Consider the following 17,840-nt stretch of genomic DNA (forward strand, 5'->3'; position numbering starts at 1 on the left):
ATCATATCCAGCAATGATTCATACGAGGAGTGATCAAATGAACCATTTACTAACCTGCACATCTGAAGAACTTGCCTTAATGGTCAGCTTATCAGGCTACGAAAGTGTAGCAAAGGGGATTGCAGAGGCTGCGATCGGAAAGAAGACCGAACAGGAATGGATTTCCATCATGGAGGCAACCAGTAAACAGCTGATCATGAAGCGCATCCTGGACGAAGAGCGGGACGCAAGAGGAGAGAATCCTTTAACGGAAGAAATGCTCCACTTTATCACCAATTATGTACAGTCCAAGAGGATGATCCGTTGTTCCAACACACCCGCTCAGTCTGTTCTGATGATTCATCACTACGAAAACGATGACTGGCTGCTCCACCTCATTGAAAAGGATATCATCCATGAATTTTCCATCATTTCTTCCAATGAGATAGATCATTATATGAAAGAATATTATGGCATACAGGAGCTCGACACAAAAGAGCATCGATCCTTCATACTAAGTGAGAAGAACTTCGACCGCTTAAGCAATCCGGACAAACTAAAAAAGGTGAGAAAAAGCTCGAAATTCACATCCGAAGAAGAGATCAGCTTCGACCTGTTTACTGAGGATTTAATACGCTTTGAATGGACACTATTCAACATATCCAATTTCAGAATTGTGTCACTGGAGGATGAAATGTATCTGGAAAATATCTTATTCTTCGTTCCATCCTCTCAAGGGATTTGGCTGAGCGAATACAACGATGATACAGAGACCATCCATTTTCATTTAGCCGATGAGAAAGAATGGGAAGACATGTTGCGGAGCATCGGAGAGTTTGCCTCCCACCTGGTTGAACAAGGTTGATACTTCGAATAAAAAAACCTCACTGTCATTAGTGAGGTTTTTTTATATGGGCATGAGGGGACAAACCGAACATACTTATCGTTCAGATTTATAAGCAATATATCCGCACCAAATAGCTAAACATATGGTCACGATGACCCAAAAACCGAACATCGAATTCACCTCAATTTCATCAATTCAAGCCTATTCCACCTGTCTTTGTGGAATATTATACCTTACTATTTAAGAGATGATAATATGAGATAAGTCTAGTCTTTCACTTTATGAAACTACAGTACTCTCCATCTGCTTCTAATAAAGTCATTGGCTGTTACCTCAGTTTTAAAGAAAACAATAGATACGAAGATATGAATCCCTCTACTTAAAAATGATAATCAAAGTGACCTAAATCCCATTTGACCTCTAATTTGCAGGACATCAATGGTCAAAAATGCTCTTGATTACTTCCTTGGAAACAGCACTTTCTCCACCAAGTACATATATTTTTCCTTTGTTGTTTTTTAAAAAGTTTTTTACTTCGTCAGGTGTTATAGTTGGATGCACTAATAATACCTTTGCATGTAATTGTTTTGCTAGCCCAGATGCAACAACCGCATCCGGGTAATCTTGCTTTGTTTTAGATGTTGACTCTCCGCGAACCAATATTACATTGGGGCTTGTTGTATATAATTGCTTGGCTCCATCTACACTCGTACCATAGCGATTCTTACCTGAAATACGGTTGACACTATAACCTTTAGCTTTTAGCCGATTGGAGAGTTTTTCAGAGATAACAGCCTTCCCTCCATAAATATCTACCGTATTAATGTGATTGGGTAACTCAACAGGTAAATTGTCGTTATTCGCTAAATATATGGGTACACCTTTAATAGACGCATATGCAGAAGCAGAAAGCGCATCAGCTACTGTATATCCGTTTGCAATAATAGCTTTAGTTACTTTACTTTCTTTAGATATGAGTTCATTAATTTTGGCCGCTGTTTCAAACCGGCTTGCACCGGACAGACGCTCAGTTTTGTATCCTAATCTTACTATTTTACTTTCAACTTCTTTACCTACTGCAGCAGTTCCGCCGACAAAGTATATTTTCTTAGGACTTAATCTCTTTAGTTCATCTAGTACAGCCTGGTTTATGTTTGATGAATAGGTTAGGAGAATAGGAGCGTTTTTAAGTCCCGAGAGACTAGACGCAGCTAGAGCATCAGCGGGATCATCTGCTCTAGCAATAATCACAGATTTTTCAGGACTAGTTAATCCAGTTGGCCATCCCTGTTTAGACACTTCAATTGCTGTATCTAGTCGATTAGATCCTGAAATGCGAACATAATTCATAGCGTTCTCTCCAGGAACTATTGTATAAACAGTTAGAATTTCCTCTACATTGGGAGAGAAAGGGTTGCTTATTGCAAATTTTTGTCCGCTATACTTTACCTGGCCAGTATAAGCACCATCTAAATGAAAAAGACCGGCTTGGTAAAATCCCACAATAGCCCCTTTACAATAGTTTGTAGGGGTTGCGGCATTTTCTATGCCTAGGTTATTCGTCATAATAGTCATTTCACAGGTTCCGGTGGTTCCCTCTTCTGCAAATGAATAAGACGGAAGAATTACAAACATAGAAATAATAAAAATTACACTTAATAACTTTTTCATGAGCTTTCACCTCAAAAAATTTTTTAATAAACAATAGATCTCTTATAACATCGTCACGAAATTAACTCTATTTAGGAATTGTTTATAAAATCTGCGAAACCATTTCTTCCTTCTCCCCTCTTTACAAATTAAAAAGTATCAAACAGAGCCCGGATCCAGCCCTTGCAACCAAATGTTAAAACGTACCCCAACCATAAAAAGGGACACATAAATCAATACGATTCAGTGTCCCTTTTTATCTTCAATTTAATATTCTTTAAATCAAAAGCAAGTCCAACCAAATCTAGATTAATGAAAGAACCCCATCACAACTTTCACCAAACAAAAAAATATTATCCAAAGTGGTACACTCAACAGGATTCCCCAATACATGCCTACAATAAAGTTACCTTCCTTTTTCATCATCCAAGCACCCCTGACAACTCATGATCCATTGGAACCATTGATTTAAACTGTCCAACATCAATAAGTAATGGTATTAGATATGATGGACAAATCGACATCAATTAAAACAGCTTTTCACTCCAATTGATGATAGATTCATAAATACAGTCATTCTCTCATGGATATCGGATGCCAAGGAAGGTCTAAGTTGTTTCCATGCTTCCCTGATTTCTCCAAGTCACTTGTTAGATGGGATTATGGTGATTTCACAGCATCTTTATTTTGGCGTGAAAGTATAAATGGAATAATATGAAAAAAACGGTCTTGGCGTACATCCTACGCTAAGACCGTTCTTATAAAATATTATTTCGCCAATTCGGTTAACATCCCATCAATTTTGTTCATCAACTCTTGCTTTAACTGAGCCAATTTCCGTTCACTTTCTTCCAAGGAACTTCCCACTACACTAAAATAGAACTTGATCTTAGGTTCCGTTCCAGATGGGCGGAGACAGATCCATGATCCATCTTCTAAGAAATACTTAATCACATTCGAAGTTGGAAGTGAGATTTTCTCTTCTGTGCCCTTAGAAATACGGGTGCTGGTCTGATAATCTTCACTCGTGACTACATTCAGCCCCCCTAACACTTTAAGAGGCTTCTCTCTGCACGTCCGCAGAATCGATTGAATTTGCTCTGATCCGTCTTTTCCTTTAAGGGTCAATGATTCCAACCCTTCTTGGTAGAAACCGAAGCGTTCATATAATTCCAGCAGCACATCATAAAGTGTCTTTCCTTGTTTCTTATAGTAAGCCGCTGCTTCAGCAGCCATCAAAACAGCCTGGATGGCATCTTTGTCTCGTGCGAAGTCCCCGATTAGGTAGCCATAGCTTTCTTCATAACCGAATAAAAACTCATATTCACCAGTCTGTTCATAGTTCTTGATTTTCTCACCGATAAATTTGAATCCTGTCAGAACGTCTTCCACGCTCGCTCCATATGATTCTGCGACTTTCCGGCCCAGCTCAGACGTGACAATGGTTTTGAACACCCGTCCATTGGCAGGCATCGTGCCCTTTGCTTGTTTACGGTTGAGGATATAGTTCATCAGGATTGCACCGGTCTGATTCCCTGTAAGAAGGATATATTCTCCGTTCACATCCTTCACGGCTACACCTAGGCGATCGGCATCAGGATCGGTTGCAATGAGAATGTCAGCGTTTCGTTCCCGCCCATCACGAATTGCCAGTTCAAATGCATCCTTTTCTTCAGGATTAGGTGATTTCACCGTAGAGAACTCAGGATCTGGCATTGATTGTTCCTTTACTACATGGACGTTTTCAAATCCAAGGGCAGCAAGCCCCTTCTCCGCCATTTTCAGCCCTGTTCCATGTAATGGAGAAAAAACGATGCTTAGATCTACTTCTTTCGAAATCCCAGGTGATTCTGAAATTGTCAGGAGTTGATCCAGATAAAAACGGTCCACTTTCTCTCCAATCATTTGGATAAGCCCTTTTTCTTTTAATTCTTCTTCAGATCTAACCAAAATGTCCAACTCATTTTCAACTTTGTTTACGTGTTGGATGACTTTATCAGCTTCTTCAGGAATCAATTGACCCCCGTCCTCTCCATATACTTTAAATCCGTTATATTCAGGAGGATTGTGACTTGCCGTAATAACGATACCGGAGAAAGCATGAAGATGCCTTACAGCAAAAGAAAGTTCCGGCGTAGGAGTCAATTCATCAAATACATATGTATGAATACCGTGGGTAGCTAATGTTTTAGCGGCTTCCATTGCAAACTCAGGAGACTTGTATCTTGAATCGTACGCAATGACCACTCCACGAATTTTTGCCTCTTCTCCTTGATTTACTATGTATCTTGCCAAACCTTCTGATGCTTTGCGAATGGTGTAGATGTTCATACGGTTCGTCCCGGGTCCCAATTCTCCCCGCATGCCCCCTGTGCCGAATTCAAGATTTTTATAGAAGGCATCTTCAAGGCTTTTTTCATCTGTATATTTCTCTATTAATTGTGTATTTAACTCTTGGTCTAGTTCCTGATACGATTTCCACTTATCTAATGATGCTTGCCAGTTCATTGGTTGGACCTCCATTGATGCATAGTCTATTTGTTTTACTTTTATATTATAAAGAAAGAATGGCCTTTTGATAAGTTCATTTGACTGGAAAAATCCAAATTCTTCATATTTTCCCTACCTTCATCCCAAAGTAATGCTTTCCAAACCTATATCCCCTTCACCCCACAACTCCGCCCCGACGCTCACGGTACTCCTTCAGCTCAGCCATCAACTTTGCCTTCTCCGCTTCAAACTCTTCATCATTTGTCTCCTGCACTCCCTCCCCCTCATCGGTGAACCAGTCCGGCAGCTTCTCGGTACGGATTAGCTTTCTACCCGTGCTATAAAGTTTCCGCTTATGCACTTTCTCGAACATGAACTGAAATTCTTTCATCTTCGCATCCTTCACATCACGCACATTCATCTGCTCCCATTTCACCAGGATCGCGTCCACATAACTCCAATAATGCTTCCCCTGTTCAACCGCCCGCTTCATCGCTTCTACAACCAAACTCTCTGAAAGACTTTCACACCAAGCTTTGATTTTCTCTTTCATATGAGAACCGAGTCTGCCGAATCCATTGTCATTGAAAAAGATCAGCGGACACTCGCATGTGCTTTGTTGTTGTTGTTCATTTTTTGAAGAATTCTTTGAAGTACTCTCTGTATACGTCCCCTCTTCCAGGAAAGGAGCCCCTTCATCCGGTTGGGACAGACCTTCCTTTGAAGTGGATATCATGATACGTTCTGTCGTACCCTGCGGACAAATAGACACAAGGTCAGCCACATTACACCGTTCATCCATAATCCGCTTCACGTTCTCCACGATCGGCTGCACATACATCACATTGTTCAAAATCAAACTGGATGTTGAAATCGTCCTGAACTCACGGACAAGCAAATGGTGATCAACAAGAAAATCAACGGCATCCTTCACCTGCCGCTTCGTAAAACCATATGTATCAGCGAAAGCCTGATAGCTCTTCTGCAGCATATCCGCCTTGAATTTCGTCTTGGCACCGATGATCATTCCACTGTCATCCCTGATCATCGTAGGTCTGTACCAATAAATGATATCGGCCAGTAACGCGATGGCAACAAAATGGGGCTTGCCGCTAGAGAAAGTGATGTTCTTGTACCATAAGTGAGGGATGATATTCCCCACGATTTCTAATGTATTGATTTGATCTGCAATGTGACAACCTGATTTCATGTTCTATTCCACCCTTCTGATCTATTCATTATTTAGATAGGGATCAATCGTGAAATAGGACACCCGTGTGAAAAATTTATTAATAAGATGAATCAGGAGGTCTCTTTGCTCCTCTACTTCACCTTTTTTTAAAAGCAATATAAAAACTAAAAAAAGAAAACAGTGCAACAAATAGACTGCCCATTCTCACATCGATGCCACCTTGCATAGTGAAAAACCGAAAAGCGAAATAAACGCCCGAGTCATGGGGACGGTTCTTCTGCTTCTGCTCCCCCTCCGAAACACTTAAAAAAGAAGCAAGAGAACCGTCCCCTTGCTTCCTTTCTTTTTGTTCTATAGATCTATGAAGAACTGGGCTATTCTATCCTCTCCAACAACCCATAAGCCTCTTCCCTCGTCTCCACATTCAACAACTGATTTCGATAGGCTTCATCCATCAGCTGGCGGGAGAGCATTTGCAGGATCTTCAGGTGCTCGTTTCCTTCGCTTTCTTTCGGTACGGCAATCATGAAGATGACTTTCGCATCGGAACCGTCTAAGCTGTTCCAGTCGACTCCCTTTTTCTTTAATCCAAAGACGACCCTTGGCTTTTGTACAGCGGGGGATTTCCCGTGGGGAATGGCGATGTTCATGCCGATTCCTGTGGTACTCTCTTCTTCCCGGTCAATGATGGCTTGTTTGAAATCAGCCGAAGAGGTGATGGTTCCCCCTTGTTCCAACTTATGAATCATCTCATCAATCACTTCATCACGGGTTGTACCTTTCAAATCCACTTCAATGAGGTCTAAGCTGGTGATGTCCGTCAGTTTCTTCATTTCGATTGTTTCCTTTGGCTGAGGCGCTTCTTCTGCGACTTCCTGTGAGCTTGCAGCCTCATTTTCGCTCACTTCAGCCGGGTGAGTGCTGACGTCTTTCTTTAATAAGTTGACGATGAGTGCCGTGACCACAGCTCCGACTATAACGGCTACGAAGAACATCAAGACGTTGTCCACCGCACCAAGCACAGCTACGATCGGACCACCATGAGCCACCCTGTCCCCTACATGCCCAAGCATGGCGATGACAGAACCTGTCATGGACCCTACCATAATACTCGGGATGACACGGAGAGGATCCTGTGCCGCAAACGGGATCGCGCCTTCTGTGATTCCGAATAATCCCATGGTGAAGGCTGCTTTTCCTGTTTCTCTTTCAGACGTTCCGTATTTCTTCTTGCCGATGAACGTTGCCAATCCCATCCCGATAGGCGGGATACAGATGGCAGCTGCAATCGGTCCCATGATTTCATAGTTTCCTTCTGCAATCATCGCCGAACCAAAGAGAAAGGCCACCTTATTGACTGGACCTCCCATATCAAATGAGATCATCGCACCCAGAATGAGGGCGAGTAAAATTGAACTTGTTCCTTGCATACTTGCGAGCCATCCGGTTAGAACTTCAAAGGTTTGAGCCACAGGTGCACCGATCAAGAATACAAATGCCAGTCCCACAATGAGGGATGCCAATACTGGAATGATGATGATCGGCATGATCGGTTGTATGGCTTTCGGAACTTTAATCTTTTTAATATAAAGGGCGACATACCCTGCGAGGAAACCGGCGATGATTCCACCGATGAAGCCGGCTCCTGCTTCACTTCCATAGAAGCTGCCGTTTGCTGCAATATACCCACCGACAACCCCGGGAGCAAGTCCCGGTCTGTCTGCAATACTATAGGCGATAAATCCAGCGAGGATCGGTACCATGAATGTAAAGGACGCTCCACCGATTCCTTCAATACTTTTCCAGAATGAATCTTCCGGAATGACAAGGCCACCTGGTGTCTTCACTCCACCCATCGTCAGGGCAACGGCAATCAATAATCCGCCGATGACGATGAACGGGATCATATATGACACGCCATTCATGAGGTGGCGATAGATTGGATTTTCCTTTTTGTCCGACTTTTTCGTTTCTTGTGCAGTGGATCGATAGACCGAGACTTCTCCACCCATCATTTTCTTGATTAGCTGCTCGGGCTTCCGAATGCCATCCTGCACTCCTGCCACTAGCACTTTCTTTCCGTTGAAACGGTCTTTGTTCACTGTTTTGTCTGCAGCGATGATGATTCCGTCTGCTTCCTGTATCTCTTTTTCCGTAAATTCATTCTCCACGCCAATGGATCCCTGCGTTTCTACTTTTAATTGAATGCCCAATTCTTTCGCTGCTTTTTCAAGGTTTTCAGCAGCCATATAAGTATGGGCGATTCCATTAGGACAAGACGTAATCGCTAATAATTTCATCTCTTTCTCCCCTTTATCGTAATCGCTTACATTTACTATACAATAATATTCCGGGATAAAAAGTCGTTTCTTTTACCGGAGCTCCGGTAAAAAAGATCAAAAAAGAAGCAAAGCGCTTTTACTTTGCTTCACTCACCCGTTAGTTCGGATAAAAAGTTCATCGTATTCTTCTGTTTCATCAGCAATTGAAGCTTCTTAGGGTTTTCACTTAAGAAAGAGATTTCACTGAATAATTGCTTCATTTCTTGTTGATTTTCATTTTTCACTGCGATTAAAAAGACGAGGGAGACTTTCTCGATCCCCCATTCAACCGGTTCCTTCAAGGTTACAATCCCGACAGCTGATTGCTTGATCAGGCTTGGGTGGCCATGTGGTATCGCAATGCCTGCACCAATGGTGGTGGCTGACATCCTTTCCCTGATCATCGTGCTTTCAATATATTCTTTTTCTACATAGCCTTTTGAGTGGAGGGAGGAAGCAGCCTTCTTGATGACTTCGAATTTGTTTGTTTCTTCCTGCTGAAGAAACACCAGGAATGGATTGGTGTATTTTAATAAAACCGATTCTTCATTAAGCCGCTTTACCTGCTGTGGATCTTGTTTTAACCATTGCTCTAAGCGGGATTCGTCACTTCTTTCCAACAGTGGGGACACAACAATATGAGGAACAGGTATATCAGATAGTGATACTGTACTGATCACCAGGTCAACCTGATGCGTACGAAGGAATGTCTTCAGTTCAGATTTTGCGATACTCCCGAGAATCATGACCGAGTGGAATTTCCGCTGTATTTTCGTTCTCAACAATTGAGACATACCCATCCCCATATGACAAACGAGTACAACTTTCTTCTGCGACAGTTGTTCAGTCTTTAACCTCTCTAATGCTGATTGGAAATGCAGGGTTACATACGCCGCTTCCTCCTCAGGTATATCACGTGCCAGCTCTTCATTGATTTCTACTAACGCAAGCATCACTCGGTCAAACATATATGGGTACATTTTCTTGATTTCATTAAGCATCACATTAGAAACAGGAAGACCATGCTTCAAGCGATTGAGCGTGGATTGCAGATGAACGTTCAATCCGCCCATCAGTTCCTTATCCCCTTTAAATTCAATGTTGGTGGAAGATGAAACCCGCTCCACCAGCATGTCCAACACATTTGCAAGAATACGAGAATCATCGTTGTCACTTAACATCATCTTTTGGGATCTATATGTCCCTCCGAGGAAATGAAGGGACAGGTATGCCCTTTCTTTATCAGGAAAATGAAGTGAAAGATACGGTTCAAGTTTTTGAAGGAATTCAGATGCCCATTCAAACTCTATGTTTCTGCTAAGATAGCGAAGCTCCTCAGTGGACATGGAAATCATTTGTCCAAGCTTTGATCTTTTGATCATAAGAAGGGTATGAAGGACAATGCGTTCAAAGCTTTCGTCCGTGAGTTGTAAGGAATGGGTACGATTGAGATCATTCAACACATTATCGACCATGTTGACTTCCGAAGAAGAAAACTGTTCCTTCATAAATTCGTGGATAAGGGCTTGTTGGGGGACCATTTCATATAACCTTGCCAATGCTGCACGTTTATTTTTTTCGGTTCCCTCAAGGGTAAGTCCGACTTTTTGTTTTGAGATCACCCTGATGTCATAACGCTTTATCCATGCCTCTATTTTCTCCACATCATTTTTTATCACTGCTTTACTTACATAATATCGCTTCATTAAGTCTTGGAATGTGATGGGTGAGGTATCCATTAACAGATGATAGGCCACTTGAAGAAGCCTTTCTTGTTCATCGGGATACCCCTTTGGGCGGTCGTTAGAATGGAGATAATCGAAGAGTGTCCGTTCGTCCTCTTCCTGAAACTGCAGACATACACCCAGTCCGGGTTTTCTGAGGAGTTTAGCAGATGAGATTTTCTCTACGTAAGATTGGATTACTTTCAGATCATTTCTAACTGTTTTTTCTGAGCAGCCCAAGTGGTCTGTCATCTGTCTGATTAATAGATATTGATTGGAATGCCGAGTCAGCATTCTCAGAATGTCCGTTTGTCTCTCGTTCATGATTTCACCTTCTTTATGACAGAATCTGGCCAATGTCTATTTTATGATACTTTTTGCTCATGAAAATGTAAACCGAATGAGGCCGGACCTTCTAAAATCCCTCCCCATAAGGTAAAATAATGACATATTCGAGAGCGACCAAGGAGGATGTCGATTGATTACAATCAAGGAAGTTGCGAAAAGGGCCCACGTTTCCAGTGCAACGGTATCTCGGATGCTGAATGAATCCGGATACGTGAGTGAAGATGCAAGAGAGCGAATCTTGAAAGTCATAGAGGAAACCGGATATGTGCCGAGTGAAAACGCCAAATCCCTCCGAACAAAGAAAACGAAGGTGATTGGTGTCATATTGCCGAAACTTGGTTCAGAAACGACCAGCAGGATGGTCAATGGATTGGACCGGGTACTTGCAGAAAAGGGTTATCAAATTCTCTTGGCGAATTCAAACCTTAACGCTGATAAGGAAATAGAATTCATTAAGCTGCTAAAAAGCAGGGACGTAGAAGGGATCGTGTTATCAGCCACAAATGCCAGCGAAGGGCTTGTTGAAGAAATCCAGAAACTGAAGATGCCGGTGGTGGTCGTCGGTCAAGACCTGCCTGATATCCCATCAGTCACTTTTAATGAAATGATGGCAGCGAAGGAGATGATTGCTTATTTTATTGATCAGCAGCATGAGAAAATCGCTTTTATCGGAGTAAGTGAGGCTGACCGGGCTGTTGGTTTATTAAGGAAGCAGGGTTATCTTGCGGCAATGGAAGAAAAAGGCCTTGAAATAGAAGACAATTGGATCCAAACAGCCGTCTTTGATGTGGAATCCGGTTATCAGGCTATGAAGAATATCATGGAGAATTCAGTAGAAAGACCCACTGCTGTATTCGCGGTTACCGACCGGCTCGCCATTGGGGCCATGAATTATCTTAAAGAAATCGGGTTGAACATTCCGGGGGATATCGCGCTTGCAGGAGTGGGTGCATCTGAACTTTCTCAATATGTCACACCGTCCCTGACAACCATTGATTTTCAATACAATAAAGCCGGTCAGGAAGCAGCGACCTTGCTTCTGTCTCAAATCAACCATGAAAATATTCAATCTACCAAAATTCAATTAGACTATAGACTAGCAAAAAAAGATAGTGTATAATCCTATGTAATCGATTACATAACGATATGTCGTATATGGAATCGATTACATATACGACAAAAGAAAGTACGTTTGTATGAGCATTCATTGCTGATACTTTTATTTTTACACTATGTGTAATCGATTACACATGTGAATGAGGAGGAGAAAAAGATGTCTGAGAACAGAAAAATCGCTGAAAATATCATTGCCGCAGTCGGCGGTAATGATAATATTCTTTCCGTTGCACACTGTGCGACCCGTCTGCGGATCATGATTAAAGATAAGGAACAAATCGATCAGTCCGCTGTAGAAAATACGGATAAAGTAAAGGGAGCTTTTTTTAACTCCGGTCAGTATCAGGTTATTTTCGGAACAGGAACGGTCAACCGGATTTATGAAGAAGTGAGAAAACTAGGGGTGACTGGATCTACGAAGGCTGAGCAGTCAAAAGAAGCAGTCAAGAGCGGAAACGCCTTACAACGGGCAATCCGGACTTTCGGAGATGTTTTTGTCCCGATCATTCCTGTGCTTGTGGCAACCGGTCTGTTCATGGGTTTCCGTGGCCTCGTCCTACAAGAACAAATCTTAGCTCTTTTCGGTATGACACCTGACGATATTTCACAAAACTTCATTCTATTTACCCAGATCCTGACAGATACTGCATTTATATTCTTACCTGCGCTTGTCGCCTGGTCAACGTTCAGAGTATTCGGCGGGACGCCGATTGTCGGCATGGTCCTCGGGTTAATGCTCGTCAGTCCATCCCTTCCAAATGCATGGGGGGTAGCCGGCGGAGATGTACAGCCACTTGAGTTTCTCGGATTCATTCCTGTCGTAGGATATCAAGGTTCTGTCCTGCCGGCGTTCATCGCAGGTATTCTCGGGGCCAAGCTTGAACAGCAAATACGAAAACGTACACCAGAAGCGCTTGATTTAATTATCACGCCGTTTCTAACATTACTGATCATGATTACATTAGCCCTGTTTGTAATCGGACCTGTTTTCCACAGTCTTGAAAACATTATTCTAGACGGTACCATTGCGGTTCTCGATTGGCCATTCGGAATCAGCGGCCTGATTATCGGCGGTCTCAACCAAATCATCGTAGTGACTGGTATTCATCATATCTTTAACTTGCTGGAAATTCAGCTGCTTGCGAAATTCGGTAACAATCCATATAATGCCATCATCACCTGTTCTATTGCAGCACAAGGAGGAGCAGCGTTGGCGGTTGGTCTAAAGACAAAGTCCAAAAAGCTGAAAGCACTGGCTCTGCCTTCTTCCCTTTCAGCGTTCTTAGGTATTACAGAACCTGCAATCTTCGGGGTGAACCTGCGCTACGGGAAGCCGTTCATCATGGCCCTCATCGGGGGAGCGGCAGGTGGATTCCTTGCTTCCATCCTTGGATTGAAAGCAACCGGGATGGCGATTACCGTTATCCCAGGTACACTTCTGTATTTAAATGGACAAGTCCTGCTTTATATCTTGATTAACCTTGTCTCCATCGGGGTCGCATTCGCCCTTACCTGGATGTTTGGATATTCAGACAAGAAAGAGCTTGAACAATAACTTTCATGAAAACTGAAGCAGGCAAGTGTCCCTCACTTTCCTGCTTTCTTTTTTTACCCCCTTTACGATTAGGATGAGGTCAGCGGGAAGGGACACCAGTCCGATCAATCATCGAATCAATATAGAAGACGAAAGGATGAATGCTTTTATGGCTAAATTTACTGAACCAAAATATCGCACTCTTCATGAAGCGGAAGAAAATGAATTAGATGCACTTCGGGATAAGCTGCAAGCCTCCAAATGGAAGCCGTCTTTTCATATCTTCCCAAGCTCCGGCCTGTTGAACGATCCAAACGGCCTCGCTTATTTCAACGGCGCATTCCATGTCTTCTATCAATGGTATCCGTTTGGGGCCATTCATGGGATGAAGCATTGGGCACATGTAAAATCAGTTGATTTAGTGAACTGGGAGCGACAGCCTGTCGCGCTCGTGCCTGAGGAAGCGTACGAATCCCACGGTGCCTATTCCGGCGCGTCTCTCGAAATGAACGACGAGCTATACCTTTACTATACGGGGAATATTAAATACAGCCCTAAATCAGAAGATCGCTCGGCCACTCAGTGTCTTGCGATCATGGATAAACAAGGAAACATCCGGAAGTATGAGCAAAACCCAATCATTGACGGGGTTCCGGAAGGGTATACCGGCCATGTCCGCGACCCGAAAGTGTTTAAGAAAAACGATCATTATTATATGTTGTTAGGCGCACAAAGAACCGATTTAACAGGGACTATTCTCGTGTATGAATCAACCGACGCGTTGAATTGGGGGCTAAAAGGTGAATTGAAATTGGATCTCGACCTCCCAGCATCCTGTTATATGCTCGAATGTCCCGATTACTTTGAAATCAATGGTCAAGGGGTACTTGTAGTCTCCCCGCAAGGTTTGGACGCAGGGGAACACGCGTATCAAAACTTGTTCAACGTGATTTATGCAGTTGGGACGCTAGATATCGAAAACCTTGAATATCAAGTGATCAATTATCAGGAAGTGGACAAAGGTTTTGATTTTTATGCTCCGCAGACGTTCAATGGGAAACATGACGAACGCCTTCTCTTCGGGTGGGCAGGGATGGGCGAAACCGACTATCCCACTGACGAAGAAGGTTGGGCCCACTCCCTGACGATCCCCCGGGAACTTTCGATTGTAAACAACACGCTGCTTCAAAAACCCGCGAATGCGCTGAAACAGCTTAGAAAACAGTCCTGTCCCGGAGAAGTGACAGTTGATACTGACAGTGTTCACCTTTCATCAACGTCCAATCAATATGAGATGGAAATGACGATTGACTGTAAAGCATCCGAATCGTTCGGACTGGAACTCTTTTCATCCGAAACGGAAGGACTCCTCCTGGAATTTAACCGTTCCACACAATCGGTTACGTTAAATCGGGAAAGGTTCGACGCTGAGCTAAGATCGGAGCATGGATTTACCCGAAGTGCCAAGCTCGAATGGGAGAACACGGTAAAGATCCAGGCGATCATCGACCACAGCATCGCTGAAATCTTCATCAATGACGGGGAAACGGTCTTTACAACAAGAGTCTTCCCAAAGAAAGAATCAACAGGGATCAAACTGTTCTCAAAGCAGAAAGTTACCGCCAGCTATCGCATACACGAACTAAAGAATGGGTCCCTGTAAGGGAAAGAGAAAGGTCCGTCCCTCATCGCTTTAATGCGATGAGGGACGGACCTTTCTTCACGGCACAAGCACCGTGACCTGCTCATATTCCGAGCAGCCGCACAATCTGTTCGACCGTCACCCGAATCTGCTTCTCTGTCACGTCGCTCCTTAATGCTTCTTCGAGTGATCGGCACTCTGTCTGAATCGAGAAGACGGCATCAAGGTAACGATTCACCTCTGCCAATTCTGTATCAATACGGCCTGCAATGCCGATCACCTTCTTGTTGTGTTTCTTGGCCAGCTTCGCAACGCCTACAGGTACTTTCCCCATGAGCGACTGCTGATCCAGGCTCCCTTCACCTGTTATGATGATATCCGATTTCATGACCTTTTCTTCCAATCCAGTCAGTTCGATCATTGTATCGACGCCAGATTGAAGGACACCATTCAATGCCGCTAAGATTCCTCCCCCAAGTCCTCCTGCAGCGCCTGAACCGGGGACTTCTTGAACGTCTATCCCATACTTCTCCTTGAACAAGGCCGCCAGCCGAACCATCGCCGCATCGAGCTCCTCGATCCCTTCAGCCGTTCCCCCTTTTTGTTTTCCATAAATACGCGCAGCACCATCCTCACCATGGAACGGATTCGTCACATCACTGGCAATCGTGAACGAGCATTGGTTTAGCTCCGGGAGACGATCACGCTCTGAGAAAGATCCTATCTTCAGCAATGGATTTCCTGCCGGCCCGACTTCTTTCCCGTCCACGTCATAGAATGTCCACCCCAACGCCTGGAGCATTCCCACGCCTCCATCATTCGTCGCACTTCCACCGAGGGAAATCACAATATCACGATAGCCATTCAACACTGCGTCCTTAATCTGTTCGCCCAATCCATATGTATTGGTCCGCAACGGATTTCTCTTTTCGAATGGGACAAGGGGAAGACCACTGCTTCTGGCACTTTCAATAAACGCCGTACGCTCATGCAGAATCACATATTTGGCACGGATTGTATTCATTAAAGGATCTTTCACCTCAACTTCACGCTCTTGTCCATCCATGGAATCCAGCAATGCATCGAGTGTCCCCTCTCCCCCGTCTGCCATCGGAGCATTTACTACATGGGCAACAGGCATTGCTGAAAGAATCCCCTCACGAGCCGCCTCACCCACGTCAAAGGCAGATAATGAATCCTTAAAGGAATCAGACGCGATCAGAAATCTCATTGTACACACCCTCCTATGAAAAGGTGCCAGAAGCCTCTTTGAGCCACTGGCACCTAATAGATATCATTTATTTTATCCACATGAACTCATATGGACGCAACGCTACTTTTCCCTCGACTGTCTTACCACTCAACACATCTACACCAGAATGAGGAAGCGTCGCTTCGGTTGAAGCAGCAGCTAAGTTGACTACAAACGTGATCTGCTCACTGGTCTCCTGATTACTTCGGACCAGCCCAAATAACCGAGGTCCCAATTCCAATACTTCCTGACCTGCATAAGGAGAAAAAGCCGACTCCTTCTGACGGACTGCAATCATGTCCTTTAATCCTTCAAAGATCCCTTTTCTTCGGGAATTCTGTTCTAATTCCTCCATCACTGTCCCTAACTCCAGCTTCTCCCGATTGATTCGCCTGTTGATCCCGGATGCTTCCACCCCGGCTTCATCATTATGAGAGCCAAGTAAAGAGTGATAATAAATAGCAGGAACCCCTACAAACGATAATAGAATGGCATGTGCGGCCAGCATCTTCTTCACTTCAAGCTCCTCTGTCTCATCCTCGCCTTTATTCACCAAGGCAGCTGAATAATTGATATTGAGCTCATAGACGGACTGACTGCCATCAGGATTCGCTTTATATGAGACCCGCCCGCCGTTTTCCATCACCTTATCCACGAGCAGCTGCTTCTCTTCCTCTGATAAAATCCCTTCGGTCGGACGCATCCCGATGCCATCATGACTGGCCAGGAAGTTAAAGTAGGTGGCATCAGAAGACACTGTATCAATCGTCCTTGCCCACTCTGATAACTTCTCTCCATTATGCGTGGTGAGTGAAAACAACACCAACGGCGGCAAGGAGAATTGATACACCATATTGGCCTCATCATTTCCATCCCCGAAGTAGCTGATATTTTCTTTATGAGGGACATTTGTTTCCGTGATGATCTGTGTATGCGGCTTGAAGAAATTCATGACATCCCGCCATAGCTTGATGATTTCATGAGCCTCCGGCAAATGAATGGAGGAGGTGCCGGACTCCTTCCAAATGAACCCGATGGCATCGAGGCGGATGCTTGTCCCGCCCCTGCTTGCATACTCAAGTAAAATATCGGTCGTTTCCACTAACACGGGAAAGTGGCGGAAGTTCAAGTCAACCTGATCCTCACTAAAAGTCGTCCAGGTCGTCTTCACTCCGTCTTTCCCCTCATATTCATGATACAGCGGTGAAGTGCGGGGACGAACGACCTGACTGTGGTCAAAAGTGTCATCCTTCTCGATGAAATAATCTTTATAGGTTGGGTCCCCATTCAAATAGCCTTGAAACCACCGACTCGATTTCGAGATGTGATTCGCCACAAAATCGAACATCAGCCGATAATCGTCAGAAAGCTCTTCAATATCCGCCCAGTCCCCAAGCTTCGAATCCACTTCCCGATAATTCACGACCGAAAAACCATCATCTGATGTATAAGGGAACATCGGCAATAAGTGGACATCGGTGATTGCCCCCTTCACCCGCTCATTTAAAAATGTATGAAGAGACGAAAGCGTCTGCTTTCCTTCTTCGTATATGCTGTCTCCGTAAGTGATGAGGTACACATTTTCTTCCGAGACAGGTGCAGCCTTCTGGAATGAGTGAGCTTCCCACTTATCGAAAAGCTCCTCAAACGTTTCCATGAACGCTTCTTTATAATCTTGACCATAGATGTTACGCAATTTGGATTCTACGCTTTGTAATACTTGTTGCTTCGTCATGATATCACCT

At 43.9% G+C, this 17,840-nt stretch carries 11 protein-coding genes; 4 read left to right on the plus strand and 7 right to left on the minus strand.

The genetic code is table 11. The features are described 5' to 3' along the window. Nucleotides 1-37: 37 nt before the first annotated feature. Nucleotides 38-844, plus strand: coding sequence for a hypothetical protein (locus tag KH172YL63_RS20175; RefSeq protein ID WP_173107755.1), 807 nt, complete (start codon nucleotides 38-40; stop codon nucleotides 842-844). Between the two features lie 417 nt (nucleotides 845-1,261). On the opposite strand, the gene KH172YL63_RS20180 is transcribed toward KH172YL63_RS20175, so the two are convergent. The 5 genes from KH172YL63_RS20180 to KH172YL63_RS20200 form a co-directional block, all read right to left on the minus strand. Then, nucleotides 1,262-2,497 (minus strand): cell wall-binding repeat-containing protein, encoded by a 1,236-nt coding sequence (locus KH172YL63_RS20180; RefSeq protein ID WP_173107756.1) that lies wholly within the window; start codon nucleotides 2,495-2,497, stop codon nucleotides 1,262-1,264. Between the two features lie 747 nt (nucleotides 2,498-3,244). Continuing rightward, nucleotides 3,245-4,984 carry a phospho-sugar mutase gene (locus tag KH172YL63_RS20185; RefSeq protein ID WP_173107757.1) on the minus strand — a complete coding sequence of 580 codons (1,740 nt, stop codon included), beginning with the start codon at nucleotides 4,982-4,984 and terminating at the stop codon, nucleotides 3,245-3,247. 157 nt (nucleotides 4,985-5,141) lie between these two features. Further along, the gene (locus KH172YL63_RS20190) at nucleotides 5,142-6,176 is read right to left on the minus strand and encodes a DnaD domain-containing protein (RefSeq protein WP_173107758.1); all 1,035 of its coding nucleotides are present in this window, start codon (nucleotides 6,174-6,176) and stop codon (nucleotides 5,142-5,144) included. Between the two features lie 356 nt (nucleotides 6,177-6,532). Continuing rightward, nucleotides 6,533-8,458 (minus strand): PTS fructose transporter subunit IIABC, encoded by a 1,926-nt coding sequence (locus tag KH172YL63_RS20195; RefSeq protein ID WP_173107759.1) that lies wholly within the window; start codon nucleotides 8,456-8,458, stop codon nucleotides 6,533-6,535. 128 nt (nucleotides 8,459-8,586) lie between these two features. Continuing rightward, entirely contained in the window at nucleotides 8,587-10,527 is a 1,941-nt protein-coding gene (locus KH172YL63_RS20200; RefSeq protein WP_173107760.1) for a BglG family transcription antiterminator, read from the minus strand. 154 nt (nucleotides 10,528-10,681) lie between these two features. On the opposite strand from KH172YL63_RS20200, the gene KH172YL63_RS20205 reads away from it, so the two are divergent. The 3 genes from KH172YL63_RS20205 (at nucleotide 10,682) to KH172YL63_RS20215 (ending at nucleotide 14,864) form a co-directional block, all read left to right on the plus strand. Next, a complete protein-coding gene (locus KH172YL63_RS20205; RefSeq protein WP_173107761.1) occupies nucleotides 10,682-11,671 on the plus strand; it encodes a LacI family DNA-binding transcriptional regulator in 990 nt (329 codons plus the stop codon). 153 nt (nucleotides 11,672-11,824) lie between these two features. Continuing rightward, on the plus strand, nucleotides 11,825-13,222 hold the full coding sequence (locus KH172YL63_RS20210) for a sucrose-specific PTS transporter subunit IIBC (protein ID WP_173107762.1): 1,398 nt from the start codon (nucleotides 11,825-11,827) through the stop codon (nucleotides 13,220-13,222). A 148-nt stretch (nucleotides 13,223-13,370) separates the two neighbouring features. Next, nucleotides 13,371-14,864: a glycoside hydrolase family 32 protein gene (locus KH172YL63_RS20215; RefSeq protein ID WP_173107763.1), complete on the plus strand. Its 1,494-nt coding sequence runs from the start codon at nucleotides 13,371-13,373 to the stop codon at nucleotides 14,862-14,864. A gap of 82 nt (nucleotides 14,865-14,946) precedes the next feature. On the opposite strand, the gene KH172YL63_RS20220 is transcribed toward KH172YL63_RS20215, so the two are convergent. Both KH172YL63_RS20220 and KH172YL63_RS20225 read right to left on the minus strand, forming a co-directional pair. Then, on the minus strand, nucleotides 14,947-16,074 hold the full coding sequence (locus tag KH172YL63_RS20220) for a glycerate kinase family protein (protein ID WP_173107764.1): 1,128 nt from the start codon (nucleotides 16,072-16,074) through the stop codon (nucleotides 14,947-14,949). A 67-nt stretch (nucleotides 16,075-16,141) separates the two neighbouring features. Continuing rightward, nucleotides 16,142-17,830 carry an alpha-amylase family glycosyl hydrolase gene (locus KH172YL63_RS20225; protein ID WP_173107765.1) on the minus strand — a complete coding sequence of 563 codons (1,689 nt, stop codon included), beginning with the start codon at nucleotides 17,828-17,830 and terminating at the stop codon, nucleotides 16,142-16,144. Between the last annotated feature and the right edge of the window lie 10 nt (nucleotides 17,831-17,840).

It is taken from the genome of Bacillus sp. KH172YL63, assembly GCF_011398925.1.
GTDB lineage: Bacteria > Bacillota > Bacilli > Bacillales > Bacillaceae_B > Rossellomorea.